Genomic DNA, 25,218 nt, shown 5'->3' with positions numbered 1-25,218 from the left:
TTTACTCCTTGTCATTGGTATCCGGCAGTTGCCAGAAATCGAAAAAGTTAAACCAGTCTAGGGGCGACTGAAGCGCATAGTGCTCAAGGCGTTCGGCGTAGCGATCGACAGTATTCTGTAATGCCTGTTGTCGTGTGGCACGCGGTAAGAGCAGCGGGTCGGCAAACGGTTCGCAGTAGATGTGGAGTTTCTCCTGCTGGCGCAGGGCAAAAATCAGATCTACAGGGCAGCGTAAAATAGACGCGAGAATAAACGGGCCCTGTGGGAATGGCGCGTTTTGCCCCATAAAGCGGCTCCAGCACACGCGCCACTCGCCGCCGCGTTGGGGATTGACTGCGATGCGATCGCCTACGATGGCTACCCATTCACCGCGCTCCAATTTCTCTTTGAGCAGAATGGCAGTATCTGGGCCAATACTGTTCACCGGGAGCAGATTTAATCCAGCCTGCGGGGCCATCTCTTGCATGATTTGTTTAAAGCGTTGGGCGTTATCGCTAAATACCAGCGCATTGATTGTTTTACTGCCCTGTAGCTGGGCCAGTGCCCGACAGGCTTCGACATCGCCAAGATGTGAAGCCAGTAGTAGTTTTCCCCGAGGATCGCTGATATTCAGCGTCGTTTCTGCACCTGGTGCAAAAATCACATCGCGACCGAAGTGCAGCTCACCACGCCAGCTGGCGATCTTATCCAGCATCGCGCCGCCAAAACGCAGGAAATGCTGATAACTGGTCAGGTTTGGCGGTACTGGCATCCGCCGTGTGATCAGTTGCGCCCTTACGCGGCTAATCCAGCGTTGAGAGGCTTTTCGGGCAGTTGAAGCGCTGAGCCAGTATACGCCGACGACCGGATACAGTAGCAGGGAGAAGGCTTTGTGACCCAGTACACGCCAGACCAGTAGCATCAGGCGCATTCCCCACAACCCTTTGACTTCCTGTTGCTGCGCCCAGTGTGTCGATGAACGACGACAAAGCAGGGAGGGGATGCGTGGCAACATGCCAAAGAACAGGCGAGTGTGCATCAATGAAATGTGCAAATTGTCTTTAAGCGCGTCGAAATGGGATAGCCCGTCCTGCGGATAGGTGACTCGCGTGGGGATAAAATAGCTGGTGTTGCCTTGCCAGTAGAGGCGCACCATCACTTCAGTATCAAAATCCATCCGTTTGCCGAGCGTTACGCGCTGTGCCAGTTGCAGCGTGGGGGCCACCGGATACACCCGGAAGCCGCACATACTGTCTTTGATCTGCAACGAGAGCGTTTCTATCCACACCCAGATATGGGTTACCCAACGACCGTACAGGCGCGAGCGAGGAACCGAATCATCGTAAATCGGTTGCCCGGAAATCAGTGCTGTCGGATGTTCTTTTGCCAATGCAAGCAGCCTGGGAATATCTTCAATGGCATGTTGCCCGTCGGCATCGACTTGCACGGCATGACTGAACCCGGCATCTGCCGCCGTCTGCATTCCGCGAATAACCGCCGCTCCTTTGCCTGCGTTGATGGGCAGGCGAATTAACGTCAGATTGCTGTATTCTGCCGCCAGGCGTGCCAGTTCATCTCGTGTAGTCTCGTCACTGCCATCGTCCACCACAATGCAGGGGAGATTGAACGGCTGAAGACGATCCAACACGTCCGACATCATCGCGCCGTGGTTGTAGCAGGGGATCAACACGCACGGGGAAAAGGTTAGCGGCATAACCGAATCTTCCCGCTGCTGGCGGTATGGCGCACGTCACCGTCGTGGCGCTGGTAGCTAAAAGAGAGCATCTGACGCGCTTCCTGCCAGCTCAGACTCAGGGTGACGGTGGCCTCTGGCAATAACGGCGACTGGAACTTCACGTTTTGAATACTGTGAAAACGCCAGCCAGGGGCCAGCAGCGTGGTGGCGTAATCCATCGCCCAGTTCAGCTGTGCAACGCCCGGCAGCAGTGGCTGCACGCTAAAATGCCCGCTGAACCAAAACAGAGAAGGGTCTAGTTGTAAAACAATCTCAGCCTGATGAGGCAGTGCCTGATGGCGCTCGATTTCATGGGGTTTCATGAAATAACTCCTGTAATTGCGCATAGACACGCTTGTTCATACTGTTGACCGGAATCTCATCAATCACCCGCCAGTAGCGGGGAACCGCGACAGGCTCCAGCCAGGGCAGCAGCGAACGTCGCCAGGTCAGTTCTTGCGGTTTACCACCGCACTCAAGCCAGCGTTGCCGGGCTTCGTCATCCAGTACCAGCAGGACGCCAACGCCCTGACGTCCTCCACGTGAGACCGGCAATGCCGCGACTTCACAGATACCATCCAGTGCCAGTAAACGTTGTTCCACTTCGCTGAGTGAAATACGTTTCTCTTCAATTTTGACCACCCGCCCGCGTCTGCCCATCAGGCGGAACTGTCCATTTTCGATAAACTGCAGAACGTCATCGAGTAACAGGCCATCATCAGCGTTAATTAGCGGTGAAAACACACGAAATGCGTCGTCTTCTGACTGGAATCTGACGCCGGGAAAGGGCAGCCATGCCACATCATCCTGATGGCGATAGCGCCACGCAAGGATCCCGGTCTCAGTGCTGCCGTAGATCTCATCGGGCCAGACATTTAGCCAGTCAGCAGCCTGCGTGACGTCCTGCCAGGGCAGCATGCCGCCCGCAGACAGAATCAGTTCGACCGGCGGCGGTGTCAGGTTGTGGTCGAGGCGTTTCAGAAACGCCGGGCTGCTGATAAACGCATACCGATGCTCAGCGCTCAGCGCCGCCAGTTGTTCGGCATACCAAAGCATCGCCGCGTGCAGCGGCAGACCTAAGGCCATCGGCAAAAAGATACGGAACGTCAAGCCATACAGATGTTGCGGTACCACTGACGCGACCACCCGGCAACCTGCCAGACGATCGGCAAAGCGTGTAGCGAGCAATGCCGCTTCGCTATCCAGACGAGCGATCGGTTTGATCACGCGTTTCGGCTGGCCGGTCGAACCGGAAGTGAATAGCTCCACAAAGGCGTCACTGCGTATTGCTGGGAACGTGATGTCGTGAGCCACGGATGTCATGGCGGAGCTGACCACCCGCAGCGTTCCCTGCCAGTCCATCGCTTTATCGCTCAGTACGCCGTCAAACAGCAAGTGCTGCTCGTTTAACAACGAAACGCGACAATGTCCTGGGATCACCGGTGTTTTGCCGGCATGGAGCGTTGCCAGCAGCGCGACGATGAATAAATAGCTGTTCTCGAAGCACAATGCCCAGCGTTCACCTTCCTGCTGTCGCAGATATGTTATCAACTGGGCCACATCTTGGCGCAGATGGCCAAGCGTCCAGGTATGCTCTTCCTGCCACGCAACAGGAACGTCGTCCGGACGTGGGGCACAGAGCCATTGAGCGAGTGTGAGGGGCTGCTTCATTGGGTATCTCGTTTTATCACCAGTTGGCGAATTAACCACTCGCCTACCATCAATGTTCCCATTAGCAGATAGGAAACCATGCCGTTCCAGGTGGTCCACAGGGTCATATCGCCATTCAGTGCGGTAAAGAGCGCAACGCTGCCATTGATGATGAAAAAGGCGCACCAGATTTGTGTCACACGGCGCGTATAGCGCACGCCCGCATCGGGCAGATTTGGGTCGCGCAGTCGTGCCAGACGTTCAACAATGGGCATTGCTGACCATAACGATCCACCAAAAACCGACAGCATAACGGCGTTTACCACTACCGGATAAAACAGCAGCAGCTGGTGCGTTTTGAGCAGATAACTGGCAATGCACAAGGTGATACCCGCGACCGCCACTACCTGTGTCACGACGCGCAGCGGCCCCGCCTGTCGCCGGGTCTGGCGAAAGCGTAAAAAAAGGAGTAGCGCCATCAACGGTAGCAACCAGTGCAGACTGTTATGCGCCAGGCCAAACCAGATCAAAAACGGCCAGGCCAGCAACAGTAGACCTGTCAGCAGTTGTACGACTGGCAACGAGCGTGTGCCCGACACGGAGAATTACGCTTCTTTGAGAAGGCGTTCTACCGCATCGACGACATCTTGTACGGTGCGTACTGCTTTGAACTCTTCCGGCTTGATTTTCTTACCGGTTTTCTTTTGCAGATGCACGATCATGTCGACGGCATCGATGCTATCGAGTTCCAAATCTTCGTACAGGCGCGCCTCAGGCTTGATATCTTGCGGGTCAACTTCAAACAGCTTGACCAGCAGCGAGGAGACTTCTGCGTAAATGGCTTTTTGTTCGGTCATAACGGACTATCCTCAGGCACGTTGCGCGTGAATGAAAGATGCCAGCGTGGCGACGGAGAAGAAGTGCTGACGCATTTCTTCGCTCTCTGCTGAGAGGATCACGCCATACTCGTTTTTCACCGCCAGACCCAGCTCCAGGGCATCGATTGAGTCCAGACCTAAGCCATCGCCAAAGAGTGCCGCTTCGGTTTCAATATCATCAGCTGTCAGTTCGTCGAGATTCAATGTCGTTATAATGAGATTTTTGATTTCAAGATAAAGCGCTTGCATCATTAATTCCTGAAAGAGGTAAAGTACCTGGTTGTAATTGAAGCAAAAGATGCCGGTTCAACTGCCTTGCGGCCAGCGCCGGTTCTTGTGAGTTTGCGTCGTAAAATTGGTCGATCTTAACCCGTTCGTGTACTGAAATGGTAAACATCGGTTTTACAGATGGGACGTTGTACCATTGGCTTTCTTTATCCAGCATTTGTTCGCTGCAGTTAATAGTCACTATGCGTAAATCACTGCTGCAGCGCACGGCGATATTCGCCGCACCACGCTGTAACGTCATTGCTTCTCCGGGGCGTGTACGGGTTCCCTCGGGGAAAATTAAAATGGTATCGCCTTGCTCCAGACGTTGCTGGCAAGCGGGCAATAGCGCATCAGCCTGGCTGTTAATCAGATAATCTGCGGCCCGGACTACGCCGCCGAGAAAAGGATTTTTTAGTAGTGCACTTTTCACCAGACAGTCGGTTTCTGGCATGACCGAGGCCAGTAGGACATAGTCGATCAGCGTCGGGTGGTTGGCGACGACAAGACACCCTTGTTCGTTGCGTAAAATGTCTCGCCCTTCAATCTGGTAATCCAGCACGCCAAGCCGCTTCGCCACGGTTAAGAAGAGACGAAAACTGGCGGCGATACTGCGTCTGGCGATACGCCGACGTCGGGCTTTATCCCATACCGCGATCAGCAGGACGTTAAACCAAATCGTAGATAGGAGGAGCCCGCCGAGGCCAAACAGGGCAAAGCAAAAACCGGTCATCACCAGTCGCCATACCCGGTTAAGCCGCAGGATCATCGTGTTCATCACTGACTCCACTGCCACTGTACGCGTTCGCCAGGCAGGGTAAACGCCCTGGCATCTTGTAAGTAATGTTGTAAAAACAACAGGCTTTGCGGCAACGTTGTCTCGTCCTGTGCGCTGTGTGGACGGGTTTCACATTGCCAGCTATCACCGGATTCAATAACCAGCGCGACGGCAAACGGCCACGTTGGCATGTCTGGTGGTAACTGTGGGTGATAAAACTCGGGCAGAAAACCGTCGAAATCGACCATCAATACGCGCTGATATCCCGCCTGCAACAGCCCGATGACTTCGCATAACCCCTGCTGGAATGTATCCCTGCCAGCAGAAAGCGAGGAGGAGACAATCGGTTTTTTTGCGGCGATGGTCAAGTTACCCACAGCAGAGTTATGGACAGAAAGGGCAAAATCGGTCGGTGAGAGCGCTTGCTCAGTCGCAAGAGCGTGTAGGATCCTGTAGTTACGCTCCAGTTCACCATGGCGGCTGGTATACAAAACGGCATTGATATCATGACGGCGTAGCATCGCCAGACCGCAATCGACGGCCAGTTTGCTGCCGGAACTGAGGCGGCGAGCTGTCATCATCGGTAACTCATGGAGCTTAGCCAACGGCGCGGTGGGATCGATGGCGTGCGAAAGCCGTGACCATTCATGCCACTGTTCTGTTTCGCTTAACCCTGGTGCCTTGGCCTGCCAGTCAATAATGTTGAAAGCAAATTTCATCAACGCGTATCCGCGGTAAATCGGTTGTTCCGATTGTTTCTTATTTTTTCTTCTGACATATCAATAAAGTATGCCCAACACCTAAGTTGTCGTGGCGTTCATCTACCTGAAAACCTGCCTGATTCAGATAGTGATAAAACTTCTCTACGCTGTAGAAACGGCTGTTGCCATTCGCCATACAGGTAAAATAAAGCGAAGACGCATTCAGGCTAAATGAGGCCGCCTCAAATTTTTGGGCATCCCAAAACAGCTCCATAATGCACAGCTTCGCGCCCGGTTTCATCACCCGAGCAACGTTGCTTAGCATAGCGATAATTTGTTCCGGGGAAAAACAGTCCAGGAATTGGCTCATCCACCAGATATCAGCGCCGTCAGGTAAAGGCGAGTCGCTAAGCATATCCACAGCATGGAAATTTATGCGATGAGATAATCCTGCATTTTCTATATTTTCGCGGGCAAGTGCAATTTGTTGCGGCAAATCTAAGAGGGTGACTGTAATATTGTCATCATGCTGACAACAACGTAATGCCCATTTTCCGGTATTTCCACCGACATCGTACAGGGTTGCAGGGGCGCTGGCGAATACATATGGCAATGCGGCATCAAATGCGCCATCTGAATAGTAATGATCAAAAGCAAACCAACTTTCACGCGCAGCCAGCGGTAATTGTGATAGCGCAGGATAGATTGTTGGCCAGTCGCCAAAAATTTTTAGTCCCGCGGGTTTTCCATCTTTCAACGCATTTTCAAGATAGAACAATCCTTGGTAGCAAACATCCTGAGTGAAGTCCATATTCACGCGCGTCATGGTGTCATGTAAAAGAAAATGACCGACTTTAGCGAGGTAATAATATCCTTCTTTGTGGGTAATGATTCGCCCACTTAACCCCATATCCAACAGGATGCTGGCGGCATATTCGTTGATGGTGCTGTTTTCGGTAATTTCGTCGAGCGTGGCGCCGCGTTTACCTTGCTTGTCTAGCCAGGTGAGTACTCCCGCATTTCGCAGACACAACGCGGTTTGAAAAAGCATAGGGGCAAAGGCGATACGTTGTGCTTCAGTAATGGCATCCAGTGCGCTAAGCGAATCCTGTTCGTACATGTGGGGACAACCTGTTAAATGGCAGATAATAAGAGTATCGGGCCTTTTCGGCCCGACTTTAGGCATAATTACAGATTGGCGCCGGCTGACAGATTAAGCTGGATGTCTTTATCCAGATTGCGTACCCAGCGGTTATAGTTTTTGTGAATTTTTCCACCAGATGCCTGCAGGTTGAGGCTGCTGTCGTATTTGATGTCATAGCTGGTGGCGGTATAAGTGATACGGACTTCAGCTACATGATCGCGGGTTTGTTGGCGAGCTTTAATAACACCTGGTCCGGCTTCAGACATGACCCATTGGCGTTGAATACCGGCTTTCAGGATTGCGGTTTTAACCTGGTCCTGAGTATGCCCCGCGCTCACACTGGTGTGAACTTGATCAATCGGCGCAGTACGTGCACAACCCGCCAGAGCACCGACAACGGCAATGGCCGCAAACCACTTAATATACTGTTTCATTAAAGCTCCCTATCAAAGTACCGTTTATACGTGTTAAATAATAAACTCCGAAATCATGGGCACCTTGTATTGCCTATGATTATATTTAAGCTAAATTAGCATTTTATTTCATATAGTTGGTAGCAAGGTAATGAGATGACCGGATAGTAATATCCCAAGACTTTCTTCAACGGAAATTTTTCAGCATCATCATTGGCGAGAAGTATAGATTTTTAGAGAAAATGTATCAAATAAAATAACCTTTAAAGCTAAGTAGATAGCTTAAGTTAAATGCTTTGGGGGGTATTCATTATTTTTATGCGTTTTGGTAAAGAAACCATCATCTTGACTTATGTATTTTCTTTATAAAAAATGAAATCCCTTTCACTCTTTATTTAAGATAAGCTTCTATATATAACTGCGTTAGCGTCATTTTAACGGTCATATAAAAATATAAAAACTACCTCGGTTGGTAGTTTTTCAGGGAAGCCGGCTTTTGGGCCTGCCGGGCCCCAGCAAAATCGCCAGTTTGCTGCCGCCTGTGGTGGTTTCCATCCAGATTTTACATACGCTGGTTAACGGCACGGAGAGCAACATGCCGACCGGACCGAGCAGCCATCCCCATACCAACAGAGAGAGGAAGACGATTAGCGTCGATAATCCCAGCCGATGCCCCATCATTCGGGGTTCGAGAATATTGCCAATCACCATATGCACCACCAGAAACAGTGCGCCAACCAACAGACATTCGTAAATGCCATTAAAAAGCAGTGCCTGGATCATGGGCGGGACGGCGGAAATGACCGAGCCAATGTTGGGCACGTAGTTTAACAGGAATGCCAGTACGCCCCACATCAGAGCAAACTGAATCCCCATCAGTGCCAGTCCCAGCCAGATTATGGCACCGGTCCATAAGCTGAGCAGCGTTTTCAGCGCCAGATAGTGTGACACACCCTTCAGCGCTCGATGTAGCCCCGCAATGTGGATTTGCGGATTATTCAACGCAAAACGCATCTTATAGGGGACATGACGCACCTCAAACAGCATAAAAACTACCGTCATCACCAGCAGAAAGACGCTGGCCATGGCACCAGAAAGACTCGTCATCAGCGTGGTTGTGAAGGTCATCAGCTTGTCAGAGTCCATGCGTTGCAGTATACGTTCCGGGGACATATGCAGATTCAGAAAAGGCACCATCTCTTGCAAATACAGAACCTTGCGCGTTAGCTCCTTATTGTATTTTGGCAGCAGGTCCATGAATTCAGTGATTGACGACGCCAGCACGCCAACCAACGCCGTAAGAACGATCAGCATCACCACCACGACTAAGGTAATAGCGATTGGGCGACCGACTCCCCGGCGGATAAACCAGGTGACCAGTGGATTCAATACAATGGCAAAAAAGAGGGCCAGCAGCAGCTGCACAATGATATCCGCCGCAGCATGGATACCTGCGAGGATCACCACCAGAGCGGCCAGTTTGAGCAAAATGTGCAAACCCGTTTTATCGGGCTGGGTGGTTATCATGTCTTCTTCCTGTTTGCGTTTTTGCATTAAGTGTAGCGGCTGGCTTGCGACTGATATTCCTAAACTGGCTACTGATTTCTGCTCTGCAACATGGTAGAAATGAAACACTGTTGTGAAAACGTGGTGACCCTCCATGCCCGAACCCGTCGCTGAACCGACGCTTAGCGGTTTACGCCTGAACCTGCGTATTGTTTCTGTGGTGATGTTTAACTTCGCCAGCTACCTGACCATCGGCCTGCCGCTCGCGGTGTTGCCTGGCTACGTCCATGATGTAATGGGATTTAGTGCTTTCTGGGCTGGGCTGGTCATCAGCCTGCAATATTTCGCTACGCTGCTGAGCCGTCCACATGCCGGTCGCTATGCCGATCTGCTGGGGCCAAAGAAGATTGTGGTATTTGGGCTGTGCGGCTGCTTTTTAAGTGGCCTGGGCTATTTACTGGCGGGATCAACGAACGGCTGGCCGTTGGCCAGTCTGCTGCTGCTATGTCTGGGGCGCGTGATTCTCGGGATCGGGCAAAGCTTTGCCGGGACCGGCTCTACGCTGTGGGGCGTGGGGGTGGTTGGCTCAATGCACATCGGACGGGTGATTTCCTGGAATGGTATCGTGACCTATGGCGCGATGGCGATAGGCGCGCCGCTGGGTGTTCTGTTTTATGCCTGGGGTGGCTTACAGGGGCTGGCGCTGACCGTGATGGGCGTGGCACTGTTGGCAATCCTGCTGGCGCTCCCTCGTCCGGCGGTGAAGGCCAGCAAAGGCAAACCGTTGCCATTTCGCGCGGTGCTTGGGCGCGTCTGGTTGTATGGTATGGCGCTGGCCCTGGCCTCCGCCGGATTTGGGGTAATCGCTACCTTCATTACCTTGTTCTATGATGCCAAAGGCTGGGATGGCGCCGCATTCGCGCTGACGCTTTTTAGCTGCACGTTTGTTGGTACTCGTTTGTTGTTCCCAAATGGTATCAACCGTTTAGGCGGGCTGAATGTGGCGATGATCTGCTTTAGCGTCGAGATTGTCGGGCTGTTACTGGTCGGGATGGCTTCGATGCCGTGGATGGCGAAAATCGGCGTTCTGCTGGCCGGGGCTGGGTTCTCACTGGTTTTCCCGGCGCTGGGCGTGGTGGCGGTAAAAGCCGTTCCTCAGCAAAATCAGGGTGCTGCGCTGGCGACCTACACGGTGTTTATGGATTTATCGCTGGGGGTTACCGGGCCGCTGGCCGGGCTGGTCATGACGTGGGCGGGTGTGCCGGTTATCTATCTGGCAGCGGCAGGGCTGGTAGCGGTGGCGTTATTGCTGACCTGGCGGTTAAAAAAACGGCCTCAGGTGGTGTCACCGGAGGCCGCGTCATCGTCTTAACCGTTACTGGATAACCAGCGTGTTAATGATGTTTTCTGCGGTCGTCTGCGCTTTTTGCTGATCGTCAGCAGGCAGCGTGATTTGCAGCGTCAGCAGTTGGTTGTCCACTTTACCCAACACCACGGAAGAGTATGCGGTCTGGCCTTTGGCCGAGATGATGCTGTCTAACTGCTGCAGCGTGTGGCCTTTCAGCTCAATAGATTTATTGGTGACGACCTGCAGCTGCGGGTCACGGCTACGCTGCTGATCTTCCAGACGTTTTGCCAGCACGGCCAGATCTTCGTTGGTGTTGTCGCCAACAATCACAATCACCGCTTTCTGGCCGGTTGCGTCAGAATATACGTGCATATTGTTCGCCTGGGTGCCCAGCTTGCCGCTTTGATCGGTCATATCCGCTGGCAGGGAAAAACTGAGTTTGCCGTCCAGCAGGCTGACCGGTTGTCCGGTGGCGTTACTTTCTGCGGCAGCACCCTCGGCTGGCGCTTTTGTATCGCTATTATCACAGGCCGCAAGCCCCATAACCAGCAGGCCAATACCGACATATTTAACCAGATTGCGCATTGACTTCTTCCTTTCGATAAACGGCCATAACGGCTCATTCGTCCATCTTATCACAACTCGGAAAATGAACCTTTAACTCGTCTGCAATGCAGAGATTTCAGATTTATCTGCCAGCCTTTTCAGTAACATATTCAGCAACACGCCATACATTGGCAGGAAGAAAATAATGCTGATCAGCACTTTGAAGCAGTAATCGACCAGTGCGATTTCCATCCAGTGCTCGGCCATAAAGGCATCCGGGCTACGCCAGAAAGCGATAAAGAAGAAGGCCAACGTATCGCTGATATTGCCAAACAGCGTGGACGCCGTCGGTGCCAGCCACCAGCGACGGTTCTGACGCAGGCGGTTAAAGACATGCACATCCAGAATTTGTCCCAGCGCGTAGGCCATAAAGCTGGCGGCGGCGATACGGGCGACAAACAGGTTAAAGTGCAGCAGTGCGCCGAATCCTTGCCACGATCCCATATAGAACAGTGATGAAACGACATAGGAGATCAGCAGCGCGGGGATCATAACCGCAAAGATGATACGTCGAGCCAGCGGCGCGCCAAAAATACGCACGGTCAGGTCGGTCGCGAGGAAAATAAACGGAAAGCTAAACGCGCCCCATGTGGTATGGAAACCAAAAATGGAGATTGGAAGCTGCACCAGATAGTTGCTGGAGGTGATCACCAGCAGATGAAATAGCGATAGCCAGAACAACGCTTTTACGCGCTGAGTTTGTGTAAACGGAGTCATATTGTGACCTTTTTGTTGGATGGGGTGAGGGAACCCAATAAAAAACCGTCGCATGATACTGCTTTAAGAGCACATTGCAATGGTTGTTTTTCACGCAATCGTTAACCTGATTGGCTTACGCCACAACAGAGCGTAAAATAACGCCGTTTTTGTATGAATGAGACGACGATGAGCGACCTGTTTACTTCCCCCGACCATACTCTTGATGCCCAGGGGCTGCGCTGCCCGGAACCGGTAATGATGGTACGTAAAACCGTACGCGGCATGCAGGCCGGTGAAACGCTGCTGATTGTCGCCGACGATCCGGCAACAACCCGCGATATTCCTGGCTTCTGTACCTTTATGGAACATGAGCTGGTGGCCAAAGAGACCGACTCGCTGCCGTACCGCTATCTGGTGCGCAAAGGCCAGTAATCTTGTTATGCCGGATGGCGCTAACGCTTCTCCGGCCTATAAAGACTGAGTAACCTGTAGGCCTGATAAGCGAAGCGCCATCAGGCGAGAAACAGGCACTACCCTTTACGCAACAACCGCAGCGCGTTCGCGGTCACCAGCACCGTCGCCCCCGTATCCGCCAGCACCGCCAGCCACAGTCCGGTTATCCCGAGCAGCGTGGTGACGAGGAAAATCCCCTTCAGACCCAGCGCAATCGCAATGTTCTGGCGAATATTGGCGTGGGTGGCCCGCGCCAGCTGAATCATTTGCACCAGACCACGCAGACGGTTGTGGGTCAGAGCGGCATCGGCGGTCTCCAGCGCGACGTCGGTCCCGCTTCCCATCGCAATACCAATTGTGGCCGCTTTCATTGCCGGAGCGTCGTTGATGCCGTCGCCGACCATCGCCAGCGGCGACTGTTGGTTAAGATGGGTAACGGCCTGCACCTTATCTTCCGGCAAGAGTCCCGCTTTGAATTCGAGGCCCAGTTCACCGGCAATGGCGGCGGCCGCACGCGGGTTATCACCGGTCAGGATCACGCCTTTCACGCCAATCTGATTAAGCTCGCTGATGGCGCTGCGAGCGTCATCGCGCAGCGTGTCTTGTAGGGCCAGTACGCCGAGTACAGTATCGTTACGCAGCACCAACACCACCGTTTGGCCCGCGCTTTCCAGCTCGCTAATCTGCCCGGCAAAGGCATCGGCAGGCTGCTTACCAGCGGCGCAAATCAGTACGCGTTCGCCGTTGACCAGCGCTTCAATTCCAGAGCCAACCAGCGCCCGTTGCTCTTTTGCGACAGGAATAGTCAGCTCGCGCGTTTGTGCTTCTCGGACAATCGCTTGTGCCAGCGGGTGTGTCGCGCCTTGCTCTACCGCTGCCGCCAGTGCCAGCAGTTCAGCCTCACCAATACCGCTTGCCGGATGAATCGCCGTGACGCGTGGTTTACCGACGGTCAGGGTGCCGGTTTTATCAAACGCCACCTGAGTGACTCTACCCAACTGTTCCAGCGCGGCTCCGCCTTTGATTAACGCCCCACGACGTGCCGCGGCGGCCAGACCAGAGGTAATGGCTGCGGGCGTTGAAATCACCAGAGCGCAAGGACAGCCAATCAGCAACAGCGTCAGCCCTTTGTAAATCCACTCCTGCCAGGATGCAGCAAACAGCAGTGGCGGCACGAGGGTGACCAGCAGCGCAACCGCCATAATAGCTGGGGTATAAATTCGGCTGAAACGGTCAATGAAGCGCTCAATGGGAGCGCGGCGTTCTTCCGCTTCTTCAATCAGCTTCAGAATACGGTCAATCGCGCTGGCACCCGGTTCTGAGAGCACTTCCAGCGTTACCAGACGATCCACGCTGGTGGCACCCGCCGGGACTTTCTCGCCGGTGGCGCGTTCAACCGGGATCGATTCGCCGGTCAGGGCGCTCTCATCAAAGCTGGCAAAGCCGGAGACCAGTTTGCCGTCGGCAGGTAAACGCCCACCCGCGGCAACTTCAATAACATCGCCAGGCCGGAGGGTATTGATAGCCACCTCTTCGCGTTCGCCGTTACGCAAGCGTGTGGCGGTTTCCGGTTTGAGCGCCATCAGAGCGCTGACCCCTTTACGGGCGCGGCTGGCGGCCCAACCTTCCAGACGCTCGCCAATTAAAAACAGCAGCAGCACCATAGCGGCTTCCGCCGTCGCGCCGATAAACAGTGCGCCAATGGCGGCGACGCTCATCAACGTTTCAATGGCAAAGTAGCTGCCGGTTTTCATCAGACGCAGGGCCTGACGGGCAATGGGATACAGGCCGACCAGCGTGGTGGCGATAAACGCTATCTGACCGAAGGGATGATTGAACTGCTCCAGCCCCCAGCTAATCGCCATCATAATAATCAGCGAAATCAGCGGCAGGTTTTCTTTAAAACGTGACTCGGGTGCGGCGTCCGTCGCGTGCTCATCGCGCAGGGTATAGCCTGCTTTTTGCACCGCGTTTTCAACTTGCTGGCGGATATCGGAACCGGCATCGACCACCAGTTTTTCAGTGGCGAACAGAACCTGGACCTGGTTGACGCCGCTGACCTGGCGGACCGCATTCTCTACTTTGCGGGCGCAAGCTGCGCAGTCCATGCCTGCCACTTTCCAGGAATAGCGGGTACCTATTACGGTATCGGATACGGTTGGTGTAGTGGAGCAGCTTCCTTCGCAGCAGCAGTCATCCGCCTTTTGTGGTGCAGGCGCTGGCTTGAAAGAAGAGAATTGTGGGACTTTTTTGCCACGGGTATCGGGTGTCGACATGGCATCCTCCGGTTGATAATCATTTCGTATTAACCGGAGGATACACTCTGGAGTCGACTCCAGAGTCAAGCGTTTTAAAGATACAACGAACGAACAATCAGGAAATGTCCGGCGAAGTAGCAGGCGGCGGCAATGGCGTTATCAGCGCGGAAGCGGCGACGGTAATGGCTACCCAGCCAGACAATGTTGCCGATGAACAGGAGGGATGCGCCCATAAATGCCGACAGCGCCGGGGCGGTCGGTCGAAAGAACCACAGTTCACCGGCCATCCAGACCATCATCAGCGTGATGCCGATAAAGGTGCAGATAGCGACACGCAGCTCTTCCAGACGCGTCCAGATCACGGCGATCAGCAACGCCCCCAGCACTACCAGCACCAACGGCAAAGGCCAGAAGAACGACAGCGTCATTTGGCTGGCGAAGTAGATGGTATACAGCAGATGCGACAGGAAGAATGCCCCCACGGCGTACAGCAGGCGTTGGCGCGGTAACAGCGTCAGCGCATCGCCCAGCAGCGAGGCAAGCAGGCCAGCCAGCACCAGATAGCTGATAGCGTTAAACATTGGCGCCTGCCAGGCCAGCAGTGCCAGCAGGAGTAACGTCAGGGGCTTAAAGACCCAGCGTTGCCAGGCAGGTCCACGATAGGAAGCATCCACGAACAACCATGCGGAAAGACAGACAGCGATAAACGACCAAAGCATCTTAGTTCCTTGAATTCGTTATTTTTTCGTAAGCGGGGTGCTCACGGCTCTACTGTCCAGTGTAGAGGTCGACACAGCCAGATGACAACACCATAACAGGCGATGTATGCTTATTTCCGCATTTTCTGATGGGTTAATAATATGAGCAAACCACCACTTTTTTTCATTGTTATCATTGTCTTAATCGTTATCGCTGCGTCGTTTCGCTTTGTTCAGCAGCGGCGAGAAAAAGCCGATAATGATGCGGCGCCGCTGGTGCAAAAGCAGGTGGTGGTAAGTAACAAACGGGAAAAACCGCTAAACGATCGGCGATCCCGTCAGCAGGAAGTAAGCCCGGCAGGAACCAGCATGCGCTATGAAGCCAGCTTTAAGCCACAAAACGGGGGGATGGAGCAGACGTTTCGTCTGGATGCCCAGCAGTACCACGCGTTAACGGTCGGGGATAAAGGCACGCTGAGTTACAAAGGTTCGCGATTTGTTGATTTTACGCATGGGCAATAAAGCCGATCGGCACTGTATTTATCTTGCCAGTGCCGATAATAAATTCAACTGAAATATATAACACTATTCAAATATAGTTATTATCTATTCTTCTGTGAAAATAACGTTGGCATTATGTTTTTTTGTGTGACTAAAATATCGATTGTATCACTATTCTGCTATCCGCCTTTCACTATCCTATTATTCCAACGTTGTCGCATGAATATAAACATGTAATTTAAATGGCTAAGGAATTGAAATGGCGAATACAATGTGGTTGACCTTGAATGGGCAGGCGCAGGGATTGATTTCTGCTGGCTGTGCATCGGTAAATTCGATAGGAAATAAATCACAAACGGCCCACCGTGATCAGATAATGGTCATGACAGTGAATCATGGCATGAGTCGGGTACAAAATGTGAACCATCAATGTTTGACGTTTATAAAGCCAGTAGATAAATCCTCGCCGTTATTAGGGAAAGCCATAACTGACAATGAAACATTGAACTGTGAATTTAGCTTCTATCGCACGAGTCCTGCGGGTTTAAATGAGTGTTATTACGCGATAAAACTTATCAATGCCAGAATATCCAGCATCCATTTACAGGTGCCTCATACTATCGATGACAGTGCGGGTCAGCCAGAAGAAGTCATTGAGCTTTCCTATGAGTCAATTACCTGGGATCACATTATGGCGGGAACCAGTGCATACAGCCTTTGGGATGAGCGAATTTATTAAGGAATAATGATGGAAAGGTATTATGACTGGATAGGAAATCACCGTGAAGATATTCTTAGAGGAAATAACTGGCAACGTAATCAGTGTATTGAGAACGAAATCAGAACGCTGAAAAATAATCTGAATAGCAATACACAACACATTATGCTGCTAACGCTTGAAGAGGCGCAGGGCGTGATTGATGATTTGCTGGGCAGCAAATCTGTCAGTTTTTCGACCAATTATGCAGGTAATATCAAAGATGCGGCTGATGCGACTAAAAAGCTGTCGAAGCTTTTTTCTTATCAACAGGCCGGAAAGATTGTCTTCACTTTAAAAGGCCTTGGGATTAAAGCAACGCAATATGCTTATCAGGGAAAGCTGTATGTGAAGATTACGGGCTACCCTTCTCTGCGGCGCATTCTTAACGGAACCCGTTACCGGATAAATCATCCTAAAGTACTTGAAGTGGGCATTGGCAGCGCCGGGTTTCGAAATGGCATAATGTCAGGGGCCAAATTCTGTATCTGGTTTTCCGCATGCTGGCGGTTGATTGAGTTGGCCTTTAAATCCGAGCATGACGTTGCCGCATTGCTGGGAAACGTGACGATGGATGTGGCGAAGGTGATTGTAAGTGTTTTTGTCTCGCAATCAGTGGGTAGTACTCTTGGGTTAGCTGTACCTCTATTGTTCTCTAGCGCCGCCGTTCCGGTTTGGGGAGAAATTGTCGGTGTCGTTGTATTAGGTTTTATTATTACCTGGTCTCTGAATGAAGTGGACAACAAATATGAGCTATCAGACAAACTGATAGCGTGTATTCGTGAGGGACTTAAAGAACGGCAAAGAATCGAAGAGAGGAACATCCAACGGCTGGGGTACAGAAGCTCCCTTTATGGCGGAAATTATTGACATGAAGCATAATATTAATCTGGTGAATATTAAGAAGAGATGCAACTTATTTCTCTGTATATTCATTTTTGGGGGGGGGACTTGGGTGGAGTATATTGCCAGCGTACCGGATCTCACCGATCTCATTGAATCCAGAAGCATCGTCTACTTTTTCTGGGGTTCATTTTGCATGTTTTTCATGATTCCGGTGACGGGTTGCTTTACTTTGGGCACTGCCTATCTGGCTTTTGCGAAAAGCATGCAGCCGCCAAAATTCTTCGACAGGACATTTACCATTGTTTTCCACGTCGCGGGGGTAGGATTTGTTATTGGTACTATCCTCTCTTTTATTGTTATTTTTTATCCTCTTGGTACTAACTATGTTTTATGTGAGCGTCCAGGCCCGACGTCTGGCACCTATTACACCCGGACCGAAGAGATTTGCGAACAGGTGAAACACCTGCGGAAAACAAGAGCCAGTAAAGATATTCCAAAACTGAAAGATCAACTGGACGGTATATTACCACCGTGATGGTGAGTTGCAGGCCCAGCCCGGCCCGCAACGTGCCGCCGGGCGAAAAGATCACAGCTACTTCTTCAACTGATCTTTAATCTTCTTCTGCCACACCAGTAGCTCAAAGACGCCGAACAGAAAAATACGGATTTTCTCTCCGTTGGTCATCTGCGGGCCATCTTTAGGCATGGTGCTTTTTAGCAGCGCCAGCTGCATGCCATGCATCAGCACCATAAATATCAGTGCGACGTTAACGAAGATGTTGAGCGGGCGTGGAAAGGGTTGGAAAATATTCAGTAGTAAAAATGCCCAGACGCACAGCATCAGCAGGCGTCCCAGGTTAATCAGCATCGTGTTCTCCTCGTGCTTCACGTTGGTACAGGCGATAGGCGACCTGTCCGGCGACTTTCTCACGGTATAGCGACCAGTTCACCGGAACCGGCGGTAAGCCGTTTTCTACTTCGCTTTCAACGTAAATATACGCTTCATTTGCCAGCCAGCCATGAGTTTCCAGAAGAGTTAATGTTTCTTCCAGTAATCCTTTGCGAAACGGCGGGTCAACAAATACCACGTTATGCGGCGTACCTGCCTGAGCCAAAAATGTCAGCGTATTGGTATTGACGACGCGGGCATGGGAGGCTTTTAGCGTGGCGAGATTCTTTTGTAGCTGCTGAGATACCGCGCGATCCATCTCCAGAAGCGTCGCATTTGCCGCATAGCGAGAGAGGGCTTCCAGCCCCAGCGCGCCGCTGCCGGCGAAGCAGTCCAGACAGTGAGCATCGACCATTACCGGGGCCAGCCAGTTAAACAACGTTTCGCGCACACGGTCGGTGGTCGGACGTAAGCCGGGGCTGTCCGGAACCGGGAGTTTACGGCCACGCCATTGCCCGCCAATAATGCGGATCTGGCCGCTACCAGAGTGATTCGGTTTTTTCATTTCTATTATTGCTCAATCCGCCTATAGCATGTCATTCCAGGCGGTGATGTGAGTTAAGTTAAGTGATAGACTATTTCATCATTTTTTTAGCTGCTATGTACATAGCGTTGACGCTGTGCCATGAAGCAACAGCGGGGGAGTGTAGTCGCAAATGGCGAAAGAGAAAAAACGTGGCTTTTTTTCCTGGCTGGGCTTTGGTCAAAAAGAGCAGGCACCGGAAAACGAGACAGAAGTAAAAAATGAAGAACAACAACCGGTTGCTGAAGAAACTACCGTCGTTGACGAACAGCCGCACGTCGAGGAAACCCGTAGCGAGGCTGAAACGCAAGCCTTTGCAGCTGAAGTCGTTGAAGTAACTGAACAGGTTGCGGAAATCGAAAAACTGCAGCCGGAAGAAGAACCTGTCGCCGAACAAGCGCAGCCGGAGATTGAGCCGGTTGCTGAACCCGTTGCTGAAACTGTAGTGGAAACGCCAGCAGCGGTGGTTATCGAACGCGAAGAATTGCCGCTGCCGGAAGAGGTGAAAACTGAAGAAGTTTCTGCCGAAGAATGGCAGGCCGAAGCGGAAACCGTGGAAATCGTTGAGGCGGCTGAAGAAGAAGCTGAAAACGAACCGCAACTGACCGACGAAGAGCTGGAAGCACAGGCGCTGGCCGCTGAGGCTGCTAAAGAAGCGGTTATGGTGGTGCCGGTAGAAGAACCTGCTGTAGAAGAACCGGTAGAAGAAGAGGTGGTCCAGGAGCAGGAAAAACCAACCAAAGAAGGTTTCTTTGCGCGTCTGAAACGCAGCCTGCTGAAAACAAAAGAAAACCTCGGTTCCGGATTTATCAGTCTGTTCCGTGGTAAAAAAATCGACGATGATCTGTTTGAAGAGCTGGAAGAGCAGCTGCTGATCGCTGATGTGGGTGTAGAAACGACCCGCAAGATCATTGCGAATCTGACGGAAGGCGCCAGCCGTAAGCAGCTTAAAGATGCGGAAGCGCTGTACGGTCTGTTGAAAGAAGAGATGGGCGAGATTCTGGCGAAGGTTGACGAACCGCTGAACGTTGATGGCAAAACACCATTTGTTATCTTAATGGTTGGCGTCAACGGCGTGGGTAAAACCACCACTATTGGTAAGCTGGCGCGTCAGTTTGAGCAGCAGGGTAAATCGGTAATGCTGGCGGCAGGTGATACTTTCCGTGCGGCGGCAGTAGAACAGCTGCAGGTTTGGGGTCAGCGTAACAACATCCCGGTGATTGCTCAGCATACTGGCGCGGATTCCGCGTCCGTCATCTTTGATGCCATCCAGGCGGCGAAGGCGCGTAACGTAGACGTGCTGATCGCTGATACCGCAGGGCGTTTGCAGAATAAATCGCACCTGATGGAAGAATTGAAAAAAATCGTTCGCGTCATGAAGAAGCTGGACGAAGATGCGCCGCATGAAGTTATGCTGACTATCGACGCCAGCACCGGGCAGAATGCGATAAGCCAGGCCAAACTGTTCCATGAAGCGGTGGGCTTAACCGGTATCACCCTGACCAAGCTGGACGGTACGGCGAAGGGCGGGGTTATCTTCTCGGTAGCCGATCAGTTTGGCATCCCTATCCGCTATATCGGTGTGGGCGAACGTATCGAGGATTTACGTCCGTTTAAAGCGGACGATTTTATAGAGGCACTTTTTGCCCGAGAGGATTAACAATGATTCGCTTTGAACATGTCAGCAAGGCCTATCTCGGTGGGAGACAAGCGCTGCAGGGAGTGACCTTCCATATGCAGCCTGGCGAGATGGCGTTTCTGACCGGCCACTCCGGCGCGGGGAAAAGTACCCTGCTGAAGCTGATTTGTGGAATTGAACGGCCCAGCGCCGGGAAAATCTACTTTAGCGGGCATGACATCAGCCGTTTGAAAAACCGTGAAGTGCCGTTTCTGCGTCGTCAGATTGGCATGATTTTTCAGGATCACCACCTGTTGATGGACAGAACCGTGTTTGACAATGTGGCAATCCCGCTGATCATCGCGGGTGCCAGCGGGGACGATATTCGTCGTCGCGTGTCAGCGGCGCTGGATAAGGTCGGGCTGTTGGACAAAGCGAAAAACTTCCCGATTCAGCTCTCCGGCGGTGAACAACAACGCGTCGGCATCGCCCGTGCGGTGGTGAACAAACCTGCGGTGCTGCTGGCGGATGAACCAACGGGGAACCTGGATGACGCACTGTCAGAAGGGATCCTTCGCCTGTTCGAAGAGTTTAACCGCGTCGGGGTCACGGTATTAATGGCCACGCACGATATTGGCCTGATCTCCCGTCGCTCCTATCGCCAAATGGTTCTGAGCGATGGACATCTGCATGGAGGCCTGGCGCATGAATAGACGTGACGCTATTAACCAAATCAAACAGTTCGGTGGCCGACTGGATCGCTTTCGTAAATCGGGCGGTGCGCCGGGTGACGGCGGTCGCAACGCGCCAAAGCGTGCGAAAGCCGCGCCAAAGCCGAACTCGCGTAAAACTAATGTCTTTAACGAGCAGGTACGTTATGCGTTTCAGGGCGCGTTACAGGACCTGAAAAGCAAGCCGCTGGCGACGTTTCTGACGGTGATGGTCATTGCCATCTCCCTGACGCTGCCAAGCGTGTGCTACATGGTTTATAAGAACGTAAACCATGCGGCAAGCCAGTATTATCCGTCTCCGCAGATCACCGTTTACCTGCAAAAAACGCTGGATGATGATGCGGCGGCGCGGGTGGTTGGTCAGTTGCAGGCCGAGCAGGGCGTGGAGAAAGTGAATTATCTTTCCCGTGACGACGCGCTGGGTGAATTCCGCAACTGGTCTGGCTTTGGCGGCGCGCTGGATATGCTGGAAGAGAACCCGCTTCCGGCCGTGGCGGTTGTTATCCCGAAACTGGACTTCCAGGGGACGGAGTCGCTGAACACGCTGCGTGACCGCATCGCACAAATCAACGGTATTGATGAAGTGCGAATGGATGACAGCTGGTTCGCTCGCCTGGCGGCGCTGACGGGCCTTGTCGGGCGCGTTTCCGCGATGATCGGCGTGCTGATGGTGGCGGCGGTCTTCCTCGTCATCGGTAACAGCGTGCGTCTGAGTATTTTTGCGCGACGCGATACCATTAACGTGCAAAAACTGATTGGCGCGACGGATGGATTTATCCTGCGTCCGTTCCTCTACGGCGGTGCACTGCTCGGTTTTTCCGGTGCATTTCTTTCACTGATTTTGTCAGAAATTTTGGTGATGCGTCTGTCGTCAGCGGTGACTGAGGTGGCACAGGTATTTGGAACCAAGTTTGATATCAATGGCTTATCATTCGACGAGTGCCTGTTATTGCTGCTGGTGTGCTCAATGATTGGCTGGGTGGCGGCCTGGCTTGCCACGGTTCAACATTTACGCCACTTTACCCCCGATTAAAAAATCTCTGGTATAATCTTTCCCTGCACTGAGTAGTTCGCTCTGCAGGGAAAGAGTCCCTGTGATCTCTTCCCGGCGTATTCATTGTGATGTCACATTTTGTGCGTAATCTATACACATTACGACATGGAACTTGTGGATAAAATCACTGTCTGATAAAAGATTGAATGATATTCTCGTTGCTCATAAGCTCTGGCATGGTTGTTGCTACTGGTTTTTGTTAATTAGTTTTAAGCCAATGCGCCAGATGAAAAGATTGAGAGGATTTGAATGACCAAAGAAATGCAAAATTTAGCTTTAGCCCCTGTTGGTAACCTGGAATCTTACATCCGGGCTGCGAACGCGTGGCCGATGTTGTCGGCTGACGAGGAGCGGGCACTGGCTGAAAAGCTGCATTACCAGGGCGATCTGGAAGCAGCTAAAACGCTGATCCTGTCTCACCTGCGCTTTGTTGTTCATGTTGCTCGTAATTATGCGGGCTATGGCCTGCCGCAGGCGGATCTGATTCAGGAAGGTAATATCGGCCTGATGAAAGCTGTGCGCCGTTTCAACCCGGAAGTGGGTGTGCGCCTGGTTTCCTTCGCCGTGCATTGGATCAAAGCTGAGATCCACGAATACGTTCTGCGTAACTGGCGTATCGTTAAAGTTGCGACCACCAAAGCACAGCGTAAGCTATTCTTTAATCTGCGTAAAACCAAGCAGCGTCTGGGCTGGTTTAACCAGGACGAAGTTGAAATGGTTGCTCGCGAGCTGGGTGTTTCCAGCAAAGACGTGCGCGAAATGGAATCCCGTATGGCGGCACAGGACATGACGTTTGACATGTCTTCAGACGATGAGTCTGACAGCCAGCCGATGGCCCCGGTGCTGTATCTGCAGGATAAATCTTCTAACTTTGCCGACGGCATTGAAGAAGATAACTGGGAAGATCAGGCCGCGAACAAACTGACCCACGCAATGGAAGGTCTGGACGAGCGTAGCCAGGACATTATTCGTGCCCGTTGGCTGGACGAAGACAACAAGTCGACGTTGCAGGAACTGGCCGATCGCTACGGCGTTTCCGCTGAACGTGTTCGTCAGCTTGAAAAGAACGCCATGAAAAAACTGCGCGCGGCGATCGAAGCGTAATCTTCGCGCATTGCCAATGAACCCTCGAATGTGAATTCGGGGGTTTTGTTTTTTGTAGGCCGGATAAGGCGTTTACGCTGCCATCCGGCAACACCTTTGCCCGATGGCGCTTTGCTTATCGGGCCTACGACCTTTCCTCTCCTCCCCAGATACGAATTTGTTATCTGGATGTAAATTTAGCTATTCCAAAATAATAAAAATCGGGTATGTTTTAGCAGAGTATGCTGCTAAAGCACGGGTGGCTATCCAATAATCGAAATAAAGTGCTGAACAACAACATCACAACACACGTAATAACCACAATAATGGGGATTGTCAGGATGAATATGAAGGGTAAAGCGTTATTGGCAGGATGTATCGCCCTGTCTTTGAGCAATATGGCGTTTGCTAAGGATATTAAAGTTGCCGTCGTCGGCGCGATGTCCGGTCCGGTAGCGCAGTATGGCGATCAGGAATTTACTGGCGCAGAGCAGGCGATTGCAGATATCAACGCCAAAGGCGGCGTGAAAGGCGACAAACTGGTCATGGTGAAATATGACGATGCCTGTGACCCGAAACAAGCGGTAGCGGTAGCTAACAAAGTGGTCAACGACGGGATTAAATATGTTATCGGCCACCTGTGCTCGTCTTCCACTCAGCCTGCGTCAGATATCTATGAAGACGAAGGCATTCTGATGATCACCCCAGCGGCAACGGCGCCGGAGCTGACCGCGCGCGGTTATAACCTGGTGATGCGTACCACCGGTCTGGATTCCGATCAGGGACCAACCGCTGCCAAATATATCGTTGAAAAAGTGAAGCCGAAGCGCATTGCGATCGTTCACGACAAACAACAGTACGGTGAAGGCCTGGCGCGTTCCGTGCAGGACAACCTCAAGAAAGCCAACGCTGACGTGGTGTTCTTCGACGGGATCACCGCTGGCGAGAAAGATTTCTCTACGCTGGTGGCGCGTCTGAAGAAAGAGAATATCGATTTCGTTTACTACGGTGGTTATCACCCGGAAATGGGGCAGATCCTGCGTCAGTCTCGTGCCGCAGGTCTGAAAACCCAGTTTATGGGACCAGAAGGGGTAGCGAACGTGTCGCTGTCTAACATCGCGGGTGAGTCTGCAGAAGGCTTACTGGTAACGAAACCGAAGAACTACGATCAGGTTCCGGCGAACAAACCGATTGTGGACGCGATCAAAGCCAAGAAACAGGATCCGAGCGGTGCATTCGTATGGACCACTTACGCCGCGCTGCAATCCTTGCAGGCCGGTCTGAACCAGTCTGACGATCCGGCTGAAATTGCCAAATACCTGAAAGCAAACTCAGTGGAAACCGTAATGGGGCCGCTGTCATGGGATGCGAAGGGCGATCTGAAAGGCTTCGAATTCGGCGTGTTTGACTGGCATGCAAACGGGACGGCGACCGACGCCAAATAATTTTCCTGGCGCCTTTCGCGCTGCAGATGCGTTGGCTACGTTATTCAACCCCGGTCACTTACTTATGTAAGCTCCCGGGGACTTCAAAACTTGCCGCCTTCCTGCAACGTGAAATTCTTGGAAAATTGCGAGATGGTTTTTTATTTTTTGCTCCCAGCATGTAGGCCGGATAAGCGTCAGCGCCATCCGGCTTTTTTATCTTTTTTCCCAGCCATTCTCCTGGGCTGTAAACCCTAACGCCTGCATAAACGCGGCCATCACGCTGCGGTCTTCAACGCCGACGTCGGCCATCCACCATGAACTCACGTCAGGGTTTTCCCGGATGACTTCTTCGATCAAATACTGCCCGACGCCGCGACGGCGGGTGATATCGCGTACGCGCAATGAATCTAATGCACCTTGCGTGCCGCTCAGGGTTACGCGAACTGCGCCTAACAGACGCTCGTTAAAGCGTGCGGCGTAGATCCGGTGCGTTTCATCTACGCTTAACGATGAGGCGGAATATTCCGGCCAGATTTTGCCCAGATCAATCTGGTCCTGGTCGCTAAAGCTATCTAAACGAACGATGGTCAGCTTCATTAACAGCATGTCCAAATCA

At 52.3% G+C, this 25,218-nt stretch carries 29 protein-coding genes and 1 pseudogene; 11 read left to right on the top strand and 19 right to left on the bottom strand.

The features are described 5' to 3' along the window. Position 1: 1 nt before the first annotated feature. The 11 genes from OGY17_RS03935 to OGY17_RS03885 all read right to left on the bottom strand — a co-directional run bounded on the left by OGY17_RS03935 (position 2) and on the right by OGY17_RS03885 (position 9,072). Positions 2–1,693, bottom strand: coding sequence for a glycosyltransferase family 2 protein (locus OGY17_RS03935; protein WP_032945278.1), 1,692 nt, complete (start codon positions 1,691–1,693; stop codon positions 2–4). Further along, positions 1,684–2,037 (bottom strand): ApeI family dehydratase, encoded by a 354-nt coding sequence (locus OGY17_RS03930; protein ID WP_020996070.1) that lies wholly within the window; start codon positions 2,035–2,037, stop codon positions 1,684–1,686. The genes OGY17_RS03935 and OGY17_RS03930 overlap by 10 nt, the downstream gene beginning before the upstream one ends. Next, entirely contained in the window at positions 2,024–3,385 is a 1,362-nt protein-coding gene (locus tag OGY17_RS03925; protein WP_008786378.1) for an AMP-binding protein, read from the bottom strand. Before OGY17_RS03925 ends, OGY17_RS03930 begins: the two co-directional genes overlap by 14 nt. Continuing rightward, a complete protein-coding gene (locus OGY17_RS03920; RefSeq protein ID WP_003827535.1) occupies positions 3,382–3,963 on the bottom strand; it encodes a COG4648 family protein in 582 nt (193 codons plus the stop codon). The genes OGY17_RS03925 and OGY17_RS03920 overlap by 4 nt, the downstream gene beginning before the upstream one ends. A gap of 6 nt (positions 3,964–3,969) precedes the next feature. Further along, a complete protein-coding gene (locus tag OGY17_RS03915; RefSeq protein WP_003827536.1) occupies positions 3,970–4,221 on the bottom strand; it encodes an acyl carrier protein in 252 nt (83 codons plus the stop codon). Between the two features lie 12 nt (positions 4,222–4,233). After that, a complete protein-coding gene (locus OGY17_RS03910) occupies positions 4,234–4,491 on the bottom strand; it encodes a phosphopantetheine-binding protein (protein ID WP_003827537.1) in 258 nt (85 codons plus the stop codon). Then, positions 4,472–5,287, bottom strand: coding sequence for a lysophospholipid acyltransferase family protein (locus OGY17_RS03905; RefSeq protein WP_020996071.1), 816 nt, complete (start codon positions 5,285–5,287; stop codon positions 4,472–4,474). The genes OGY17_RS03910 and OGY17_RS03905 overlap by 20 nt, the downstream gene beginning before the upstream one ends. Further along, complete coding sequence (locus OGY17_RS03900) at positions 5,287–6,006, bottom strand: beta-ketoacyl synthase chain length factor (RefSeq protein ID WP_020996072.1); 720 nt, start codon at positions 6,004–6,006, stop codon at positions 5,287–5,289. Before OGY17_RS03900 ends, OGY17_RS03905 begins: the two co-directional genes overlap by 1 nt. A 40-nt stretch (positions 6,007–6,046) precedes the next feature. Beyond that, positions 6,047–7,108: a class I SAM-dependent methyltransferase gene (locus tag OGY17_RS03895; protein ID WP_003827540.1), complete on the bottom strand. Its 1,062-nt coding sequence runs from the start codon at positions 7,106–7,108 to the stop codon at positions 6,047–6,049. Between the two features lie 68 nt (positions 7,109–7,176). After that, positions 7,177–7,554, bottom strand: coding sequence for a hypothetical protein (locus OGY17_RS03890; protein ID WP_122973906.1), 378 nt, complete (start codon positions 7,552–7,554; stop codon positions 7,177–7,179). 471 nt (positions 7,555–8,025) lie between these two features. Beyond that, positions 8,026–9,072 (bottom strand): AI-2E family transporter, encoded by a 1,047-nt coding sequence (locus OGY17_RS03885; protein WP_008786374.1) that lies wholly within the window; start codon positions 9,070–9,072, stop codon positions 8,026–8,028. A gap of 133 nt (positions 9,073–9,205) precedes the next feature. On the opposite strand from OGY17_RS03885, the gene OGY17_RS03880 reads away from it, so the two are divergent. Continuing rightward, positions 9,206–10,423 carry an MFS transporter gene (locus tag OGY17_RS03880; RefSeq protein ID WP_003827545.1) on the top strand — a complete coding sequence of 406 codons (1,218 nt, stop codon included), beginning with the start codon at positions 9,206–9,208 and terminating at the stop codon, positions 10,421–10,423. Positions 10,424–10,426: 3 nt separating this feature from the next. Here the strand turns inward: OGY17_RS03880 and OGY17_RS03875 are convergent, their stop codons facing one another. Then, the gene (locus OGY17_RS03875) at positions 10,427–10,984 is read right to left on the bottom strand and encodes a DcrB family lipoprotein (RefSeq protein WP_003827547.1); all 558 of its coding nucleotides are present in this window, start codon (positions 10,982–10,984) and stop codon (positions 10,427–10,429) included. Between the two features lie 72 nt (positions 10,985–11,056). Further along, a complete protein-coding gene (locus OGY17_RS03870) occupies positions 11,057–11,722 on the bottom strand; it encodes a 7-cyano-7-deazaguanine/7-aminomethyl-7-deazaguanine transporter (RefSeq protein WP_003827549.1) in 666 nt (221 codons plus the stop codon). Positions 11,723–11,890: 168 nt separating this feature from the next. Here OGY17_RS03870 and tusA point away from each other — a divergent pair, with 168 nt between their 5' ends. Beyond that, on the top strand, positions 11,891–12,136 hold the full coding sequence (gene tusA / locus OGY17_RS03865) for a sulfurtransferase TusA (protein WP_003827551.1): 246 nt from the start codon (positions 11,891–11,893) through the stop codon (positions 12,134–12,136). Positions 12,137–12,234: 98 nt separating this feature from the next. Here the strand turns inward: tusA and zntA are convergent, their stop codons facing one another. Beyond that, the gene (zntA, locus tag OGY17_RS03860; RefSeq protein ID WP_060682898.1) at positions 12,235–14,433 is read right to left on the bottom strand and encodes a Zn(II)/Cd(II)/Pb(II) translocating P-type ATPase ZntA; all 2,199 of its coding nucleotides are present in this window, start codon (positions 14,431–14,433) and stop codon (positions 12,235–12,237) included. Between the two features lie 74 nt (positions 14,434–14,507). Further along, positions 14,508–15,134 (bottom strand): lysoplasmalogenase, encoded by a 627-nt coding sequence (locus OGY17_RS03855; RefSeq protein ID WP_003827558.1) that lies wholly within the window; start codon positions 15,132–15,134, stop codon positions 14,508–14,510. Between the two features lie 141 nt (positions 15,135–15,275). Between OGY17_RS03855 and OGY17_RS03850 the strand changes: the two genes are divergently transcribed. The 4 genes from OGY17_RS03850 (at position 15,276) to OGY17_RS03835 (ending at position 17,752) form a co-directional block, all read left to right on the top strand. After that, positions 15,276–15,635, top strand: a complete 360-nt coding sequence (locus OGY17_RS03850; protein WP_008786371.1) for a DUF2500 domain-containing protein — start codon at positions 15,276–15,278, stop codon at positions 15,633–15,635. Between the two features lie 238 nt (positions 15,636–15,873). After that, entirely contained in the window at positions 15,874–16,353 is a 480-nt protein-coding gene (locus OGY17_RS03845; protein WP_008786370.1) for an Hcp family type VI secretion system effector, read from the top strand. 6 nt (positions 16,354–16,359) lie between these two features. After that, positions 16,360–17,241, top strand: coding sequence for a hypothetical protein (locus OGY17_RS03840; RefSeq protein ID WP_258884040.1), 882 nt, complete (start codon positions 16,360–16,362; stop codon positions 17,239–17,241). Beyond that, positions 17,225–17,752 carry a DUF1240 domain-containing protein gene (locus tag OGY17_RS03835; RefSeq protein WP_032945259.1) on the top strand — a complete coding sequence of 176 codons (528 nt, stop codon included), beginning with the start codon at positions 17,225–17,227 and terminating at the stop codon, positions 17,750–17,752. The genes OGY17_RS03840 and OGY17_RS03835 overlap by 17 nt, the downstream gene beginning before the upstream one ends. A gap of 57 nt (positions 17,753–17,809) precedes the next feature. On the opposite strand, the gene OGY17_RS03830 is transcribed toward OGY17_RS03835, so the two are convergent. Together OGY17_RS03830 and rsmD are read right to left on the bottom strand one after the other, a co-directional pair. Continuing rightward, complete coding sequence (locus OGY17_RS03830) at positions 17,810–18,085, bottom strand: DUF1145 family protein (RefSeq protein WP_003023415.1); 276 nt, start codon at positions 18,083–18,085, stop codon at positions 17,810–17,812. Beyond that, complete coding sequence (gene rsmD, locus OGY17_RS03825) at positions 18,075–18,671, bottom strand: 16S rRNA (guanine(966)-N(2))-methyltransferase (protein ID WP_003827565.1); 597 nt, start codon at positions 18,669–18,671, stop codon at positions 18,075–18,077. The genes OGY17_RS03830 and rsmD overlap by 11 nt, the downstream gene beginning before the upstream one ends. A gap of 151 nt (positions 18,672–18,822) precedes the next feature. Here rsmD and ftsY point away from each other — a divergent pair, with 151 nt between their 5' ends. From ftsY to OGY17_RS03800, 5 genes are all read left to right on the top strand, one after another. Then, positions 18,823–20,349: a signal recognition particle-docking protein FtsY gene (gene ftsY / locus OGY17_RS03820; RefSeq protein ID WP_048236959.1), complete on the top strand. Its 1,527-nt coding sequence runs from the start codon at positions 18,823–18,825 to the stop codon at positions 20,347–20,349. Positions 20,350–20,351: 2 nt separating this feature from the next. Further along, on the top strand, positions 20,352–21,020 hold the full coding sequence (gene ftsE, locus OGY17_RS03815) for a cell division ATP-binding protein FtsE (RefSeq protein ID WP_003023420.1): 669 nt from the start codon (positions 20,352–20,354) through the stop codon (positions 21,018–21,020). Continuing rightward, on the top strand, positions 21,013–22,071 hold the full coding sequence (gene ftsX, locus OGY17_RS03810) for a permease-like cell division protein FtsX (protein WP_003837835.1): 1,059 nt from the start codon (positions 21,013–21,015) through the stop codon (positions 22,069–22,071). The genes ftsE and ftsX overlap by 8 nt, the downstream gene beginning before the upstream one ends. 270 nt (positions 22,072–22,341) lie before the next feature. Continuing rightward, positions 22,342–23,196 (top strand): RNA polymerase sigma factor RpoH, encoded by an 855-nt coding sequence (gene rpoH, locus OGY17_RS03805; protein ID WP_003023425.1) that lies wholly within the window; start codon positions 22,342–22,344, stop codon positions 23,194–23,196. 320 nt (positions 23,197–23,516) lie between these two features. Further along, complete coding sequence (locus OGY17_RS03800; protein ID WP_139157946.1) at positions 23,517–24,620, top strand: branched-chain amino acid ABC transporter substrate-binding protein; 1,104 nt, start codon at positions 23,517–23,519, stop codon at positions 24,618–24,620. Between the two features lie 83 nt (positions 24,621–24,703). Here the strand turns inward: OGY17_RS03800 and OGY17_RS23315 are convergent. Both OGY17_RS23315 and panM read right to left on the bottom strand, forming a co-directional pair. Continuing rightward, positions 24,704–24,831, bottom strand: a pseudogene (locus OGY17_RS23315) (hypothetical protein). Continuing rightward, a complete protein-coding gene (gene panM / locus OGY17_RS03795) occupies positions 24,816–25,199 on the bottom strand; it encodes an aspartate 1-decarboxylase autocleavage activator PanM (RefSeq protein WP_079934385.1) in 384 nt (127 codons plus the stop codon). The pseudogene OGY17_RS23315 and the gene panM overlap by 16 nt, the downstream one beginning before the upstream one ends. Positions 25,200–25,218 lie beyond the last annotated feature (19 nt).

Origin of the sequence: Citrobacter sp. Cpo126 (genome assembly GCF_030332445.1) — a bacterium.
GTDB classification, from domain to species: Bacteria; Pseudomonadota; Gammaproteobacteria; order Enterobacterales; family Enterobacteriaceae; genus Citrobacter; species Citrobacter portucalensis.
Note: the sequence above shows the minus strand (reverse complement) of the source record. Positions and strands in the feature narration are given on the sequence as shown.

What these genes read in the sequence shown, in the direction of transcription:
- ftsX (WP_003837835.1), top strand. Translation starts at nt 21,013, where the DNA reads ATGAATAGACGTGACGCTATTAACCAAATCAAACAGTTCGGTGGCCGA.
- OGY17_RS03835 (WP_032945259.1), top strand. Translation starts at nt 17,225, where the DNA reads ATGGCGGAAATTATTGACATGAAGCATAATATTAATCTGGTGAATATT.
- OGY17_RS03915 (WP_003827536.1), bottom strand. Translation starts at nt 4,221, where the DNA reads ATGACCGAACAAAAAGCCATTTACGCAGAAGTCTCCTCGCTGCTGGTC.
- ftsY (WP_048236959.1), top strand. Translation starts at nt 18,823, where the DNA reads ATGGCGAAAGAGAAAAAACGTGGCTTTTTTTCCTGGCTGGGCTTTGGT.
- OGY17_RS03910 (WP_003827537.1), bottom strand. Translation starts at nt 4,491, where the DNA reads ATGCAAGCGCTTTATCTTGAAATCAAAAATCTCATTATAACGACATTG.
- rpoH (WP_003023425.1), top strand. Translation starts at nt 22,342, where the DNA reads ATGACCAAAGAAATGCAAAATTTAGCTTTAGCCCCTGTTGGTAACCTG.
- OGY17_RS03875 (WP_003827547.1), bottom strand. Translation starts at nt 10,984, where the DNA reads ATGCGCAATCTGGTTAAATATGTCGGTATTGGCCTGCTGGTTATGGGG.
- OGY17_RS03935 (WP_032945278.1), bottom strand. Translation starts at nt 1,693, where the DNA reads ATGCCGCTAACCTTTTCCCCGTGCGTGTTGATCCCCTGCTACAACCAC.
- OGY17_RS03855 (WP_003827558.1), bottom strand. Translation starts at nt 15,134, where the DNA reads ATGCTTTGGTCGTTTATCGCTGTCTGTCTTTCCGCATGGTTGTTCGTG.
- OGY17_RS03900 (WP_020996072.1), bottom strand. Translation starts at nt 6,006, where the DNA reads ATGAAATTTGCTTTCAACATTATTGACTGGCAGGCCAAGGCACCAGGG.
- OGY17_RS03830 (WP_003023415.1), bottom strand. Translation starts at nt 18,085, where the DNA reads ATGCTGATTAACCTGGGACGCCTGCTGATGCTGTGCGTCTGGGCATTT.
- zntA (WP_060682898.1), bottom strand. Translation starts at nt 14,433, where the DNA reads ATGTCGACACCCGATACCCGTGGCAAAAAAGTCCCACAATTCTCTTCT.
- tusA (WP_003827551.1), top strand. Translation starts at nt 11,891, where the DNA reads ATGAGCGACCTGTTTACTTCCCCCGACCATACTCTTGATGCCCAGGGG.
- panM (WP_079934385.1), bottom strand. Translation starts at nt 25,199, where the DNA reads ATGAAGCTGACCATCGTTCGTTTAGATAGCTTTAGCGACCAGGACCAG.
- OGY17_RS03885 (WP_008786374.1), bottom strand. Translation starts at nt 9,072, where the DNA reads ATGATAACCACCCAGCCCGATAAAACGGGTTTGCACATTTTGCTCAAA.
- OGY17_RS03840 (WP_258884040.1), top strand. Translation starts at nt 16,360, where the DNA reads ATGATGGAAAGGTATTATGACTGGATAGGAAATCACCGTGAAGATATT.
- rsmD (WP_003827565.1), bottom strand. Translation starts at nt 18,671, where the DNA reads ATGAAAAAACCGAATCACTCTGGTAGCGGCCAGATCCGCATTATTGGC.
- OGY17_RS03845 (WP_008786370.1), top strand. Translation starts at nt 15,874, where the DNA reads ATGGCGAATACAATGTGGTTGACCTTGAATGGGCAGGCGCAGGGATTG.
- OGY17_RS03870 (WP_003827549.1), bottom strand. Translation starts at nt 11,722, where the DNA reads ATGACTCCGTTTACACAAACTCAGCGCGTAAAAGCGTTGTTCTGGCTA.
- OGY17_RS03905 (WP_020996071.1), bottom strand. Translation starts at nt 5,287, where the DNA reads ATGAACACGATGATCCTGCGGCTTAACCGGGTATGGCGACTGGTGATG.
- OGY17_RS03925 (WP_008786378.1), bottom strand. Translation starts at nt 3,385, where the DNA reads ATGAAGCAGCCCCTCACACTCGCTCAATGGCTCTGTGCCCCACGTCCG.
- ftsE (WP_003023420.1), top strand. Translation starts at nt 20,352, where the DNA reads ATGATTCGCTTTGAACATGTCAGCAAGGCCTATCTCGGTGGGAGACAA.
- OGY17_RS03800 (WP_139157946.1), top strand. Translation starts at nt 23,517, where the DNA reads ATGAATATGAAGGGTAAAGCGTTATTGGCAGGATGTATCGCCCTGTCT.
- OGY17_RS03850 (WP_008786371.1), top strand. Translation starts at nt 15,276, where the DNA reads ATGAGCAAACCACCACTTTTTTTCATTGTTATCATTGTCTTAATCGTT.
- OGY17_RS03895 (WP_003827540.1), bottom strand. Translation starts at nt 7,108, where the DNA reads ATGTACGAACAGGATTCGCTTAGCGCACTGGATGCCATTACTGAAGCA.
- OGY17_RS03930 (WP_020996070.1), bottom strand. Translation starts at nt 2,037, where the DNA reads ATGAAACCCCATGAAATCGAGCGCCATCAGGCACTGCCTCATCAGGCT.
- OGY17_RS03880 (WP_003827545.1), top strand. Translation starts at nt 9,206, where the DNA reads ATGCCCGAACCCGTCGCTGAACCGACGCTTAGCGGTTTACGCCTGAAC.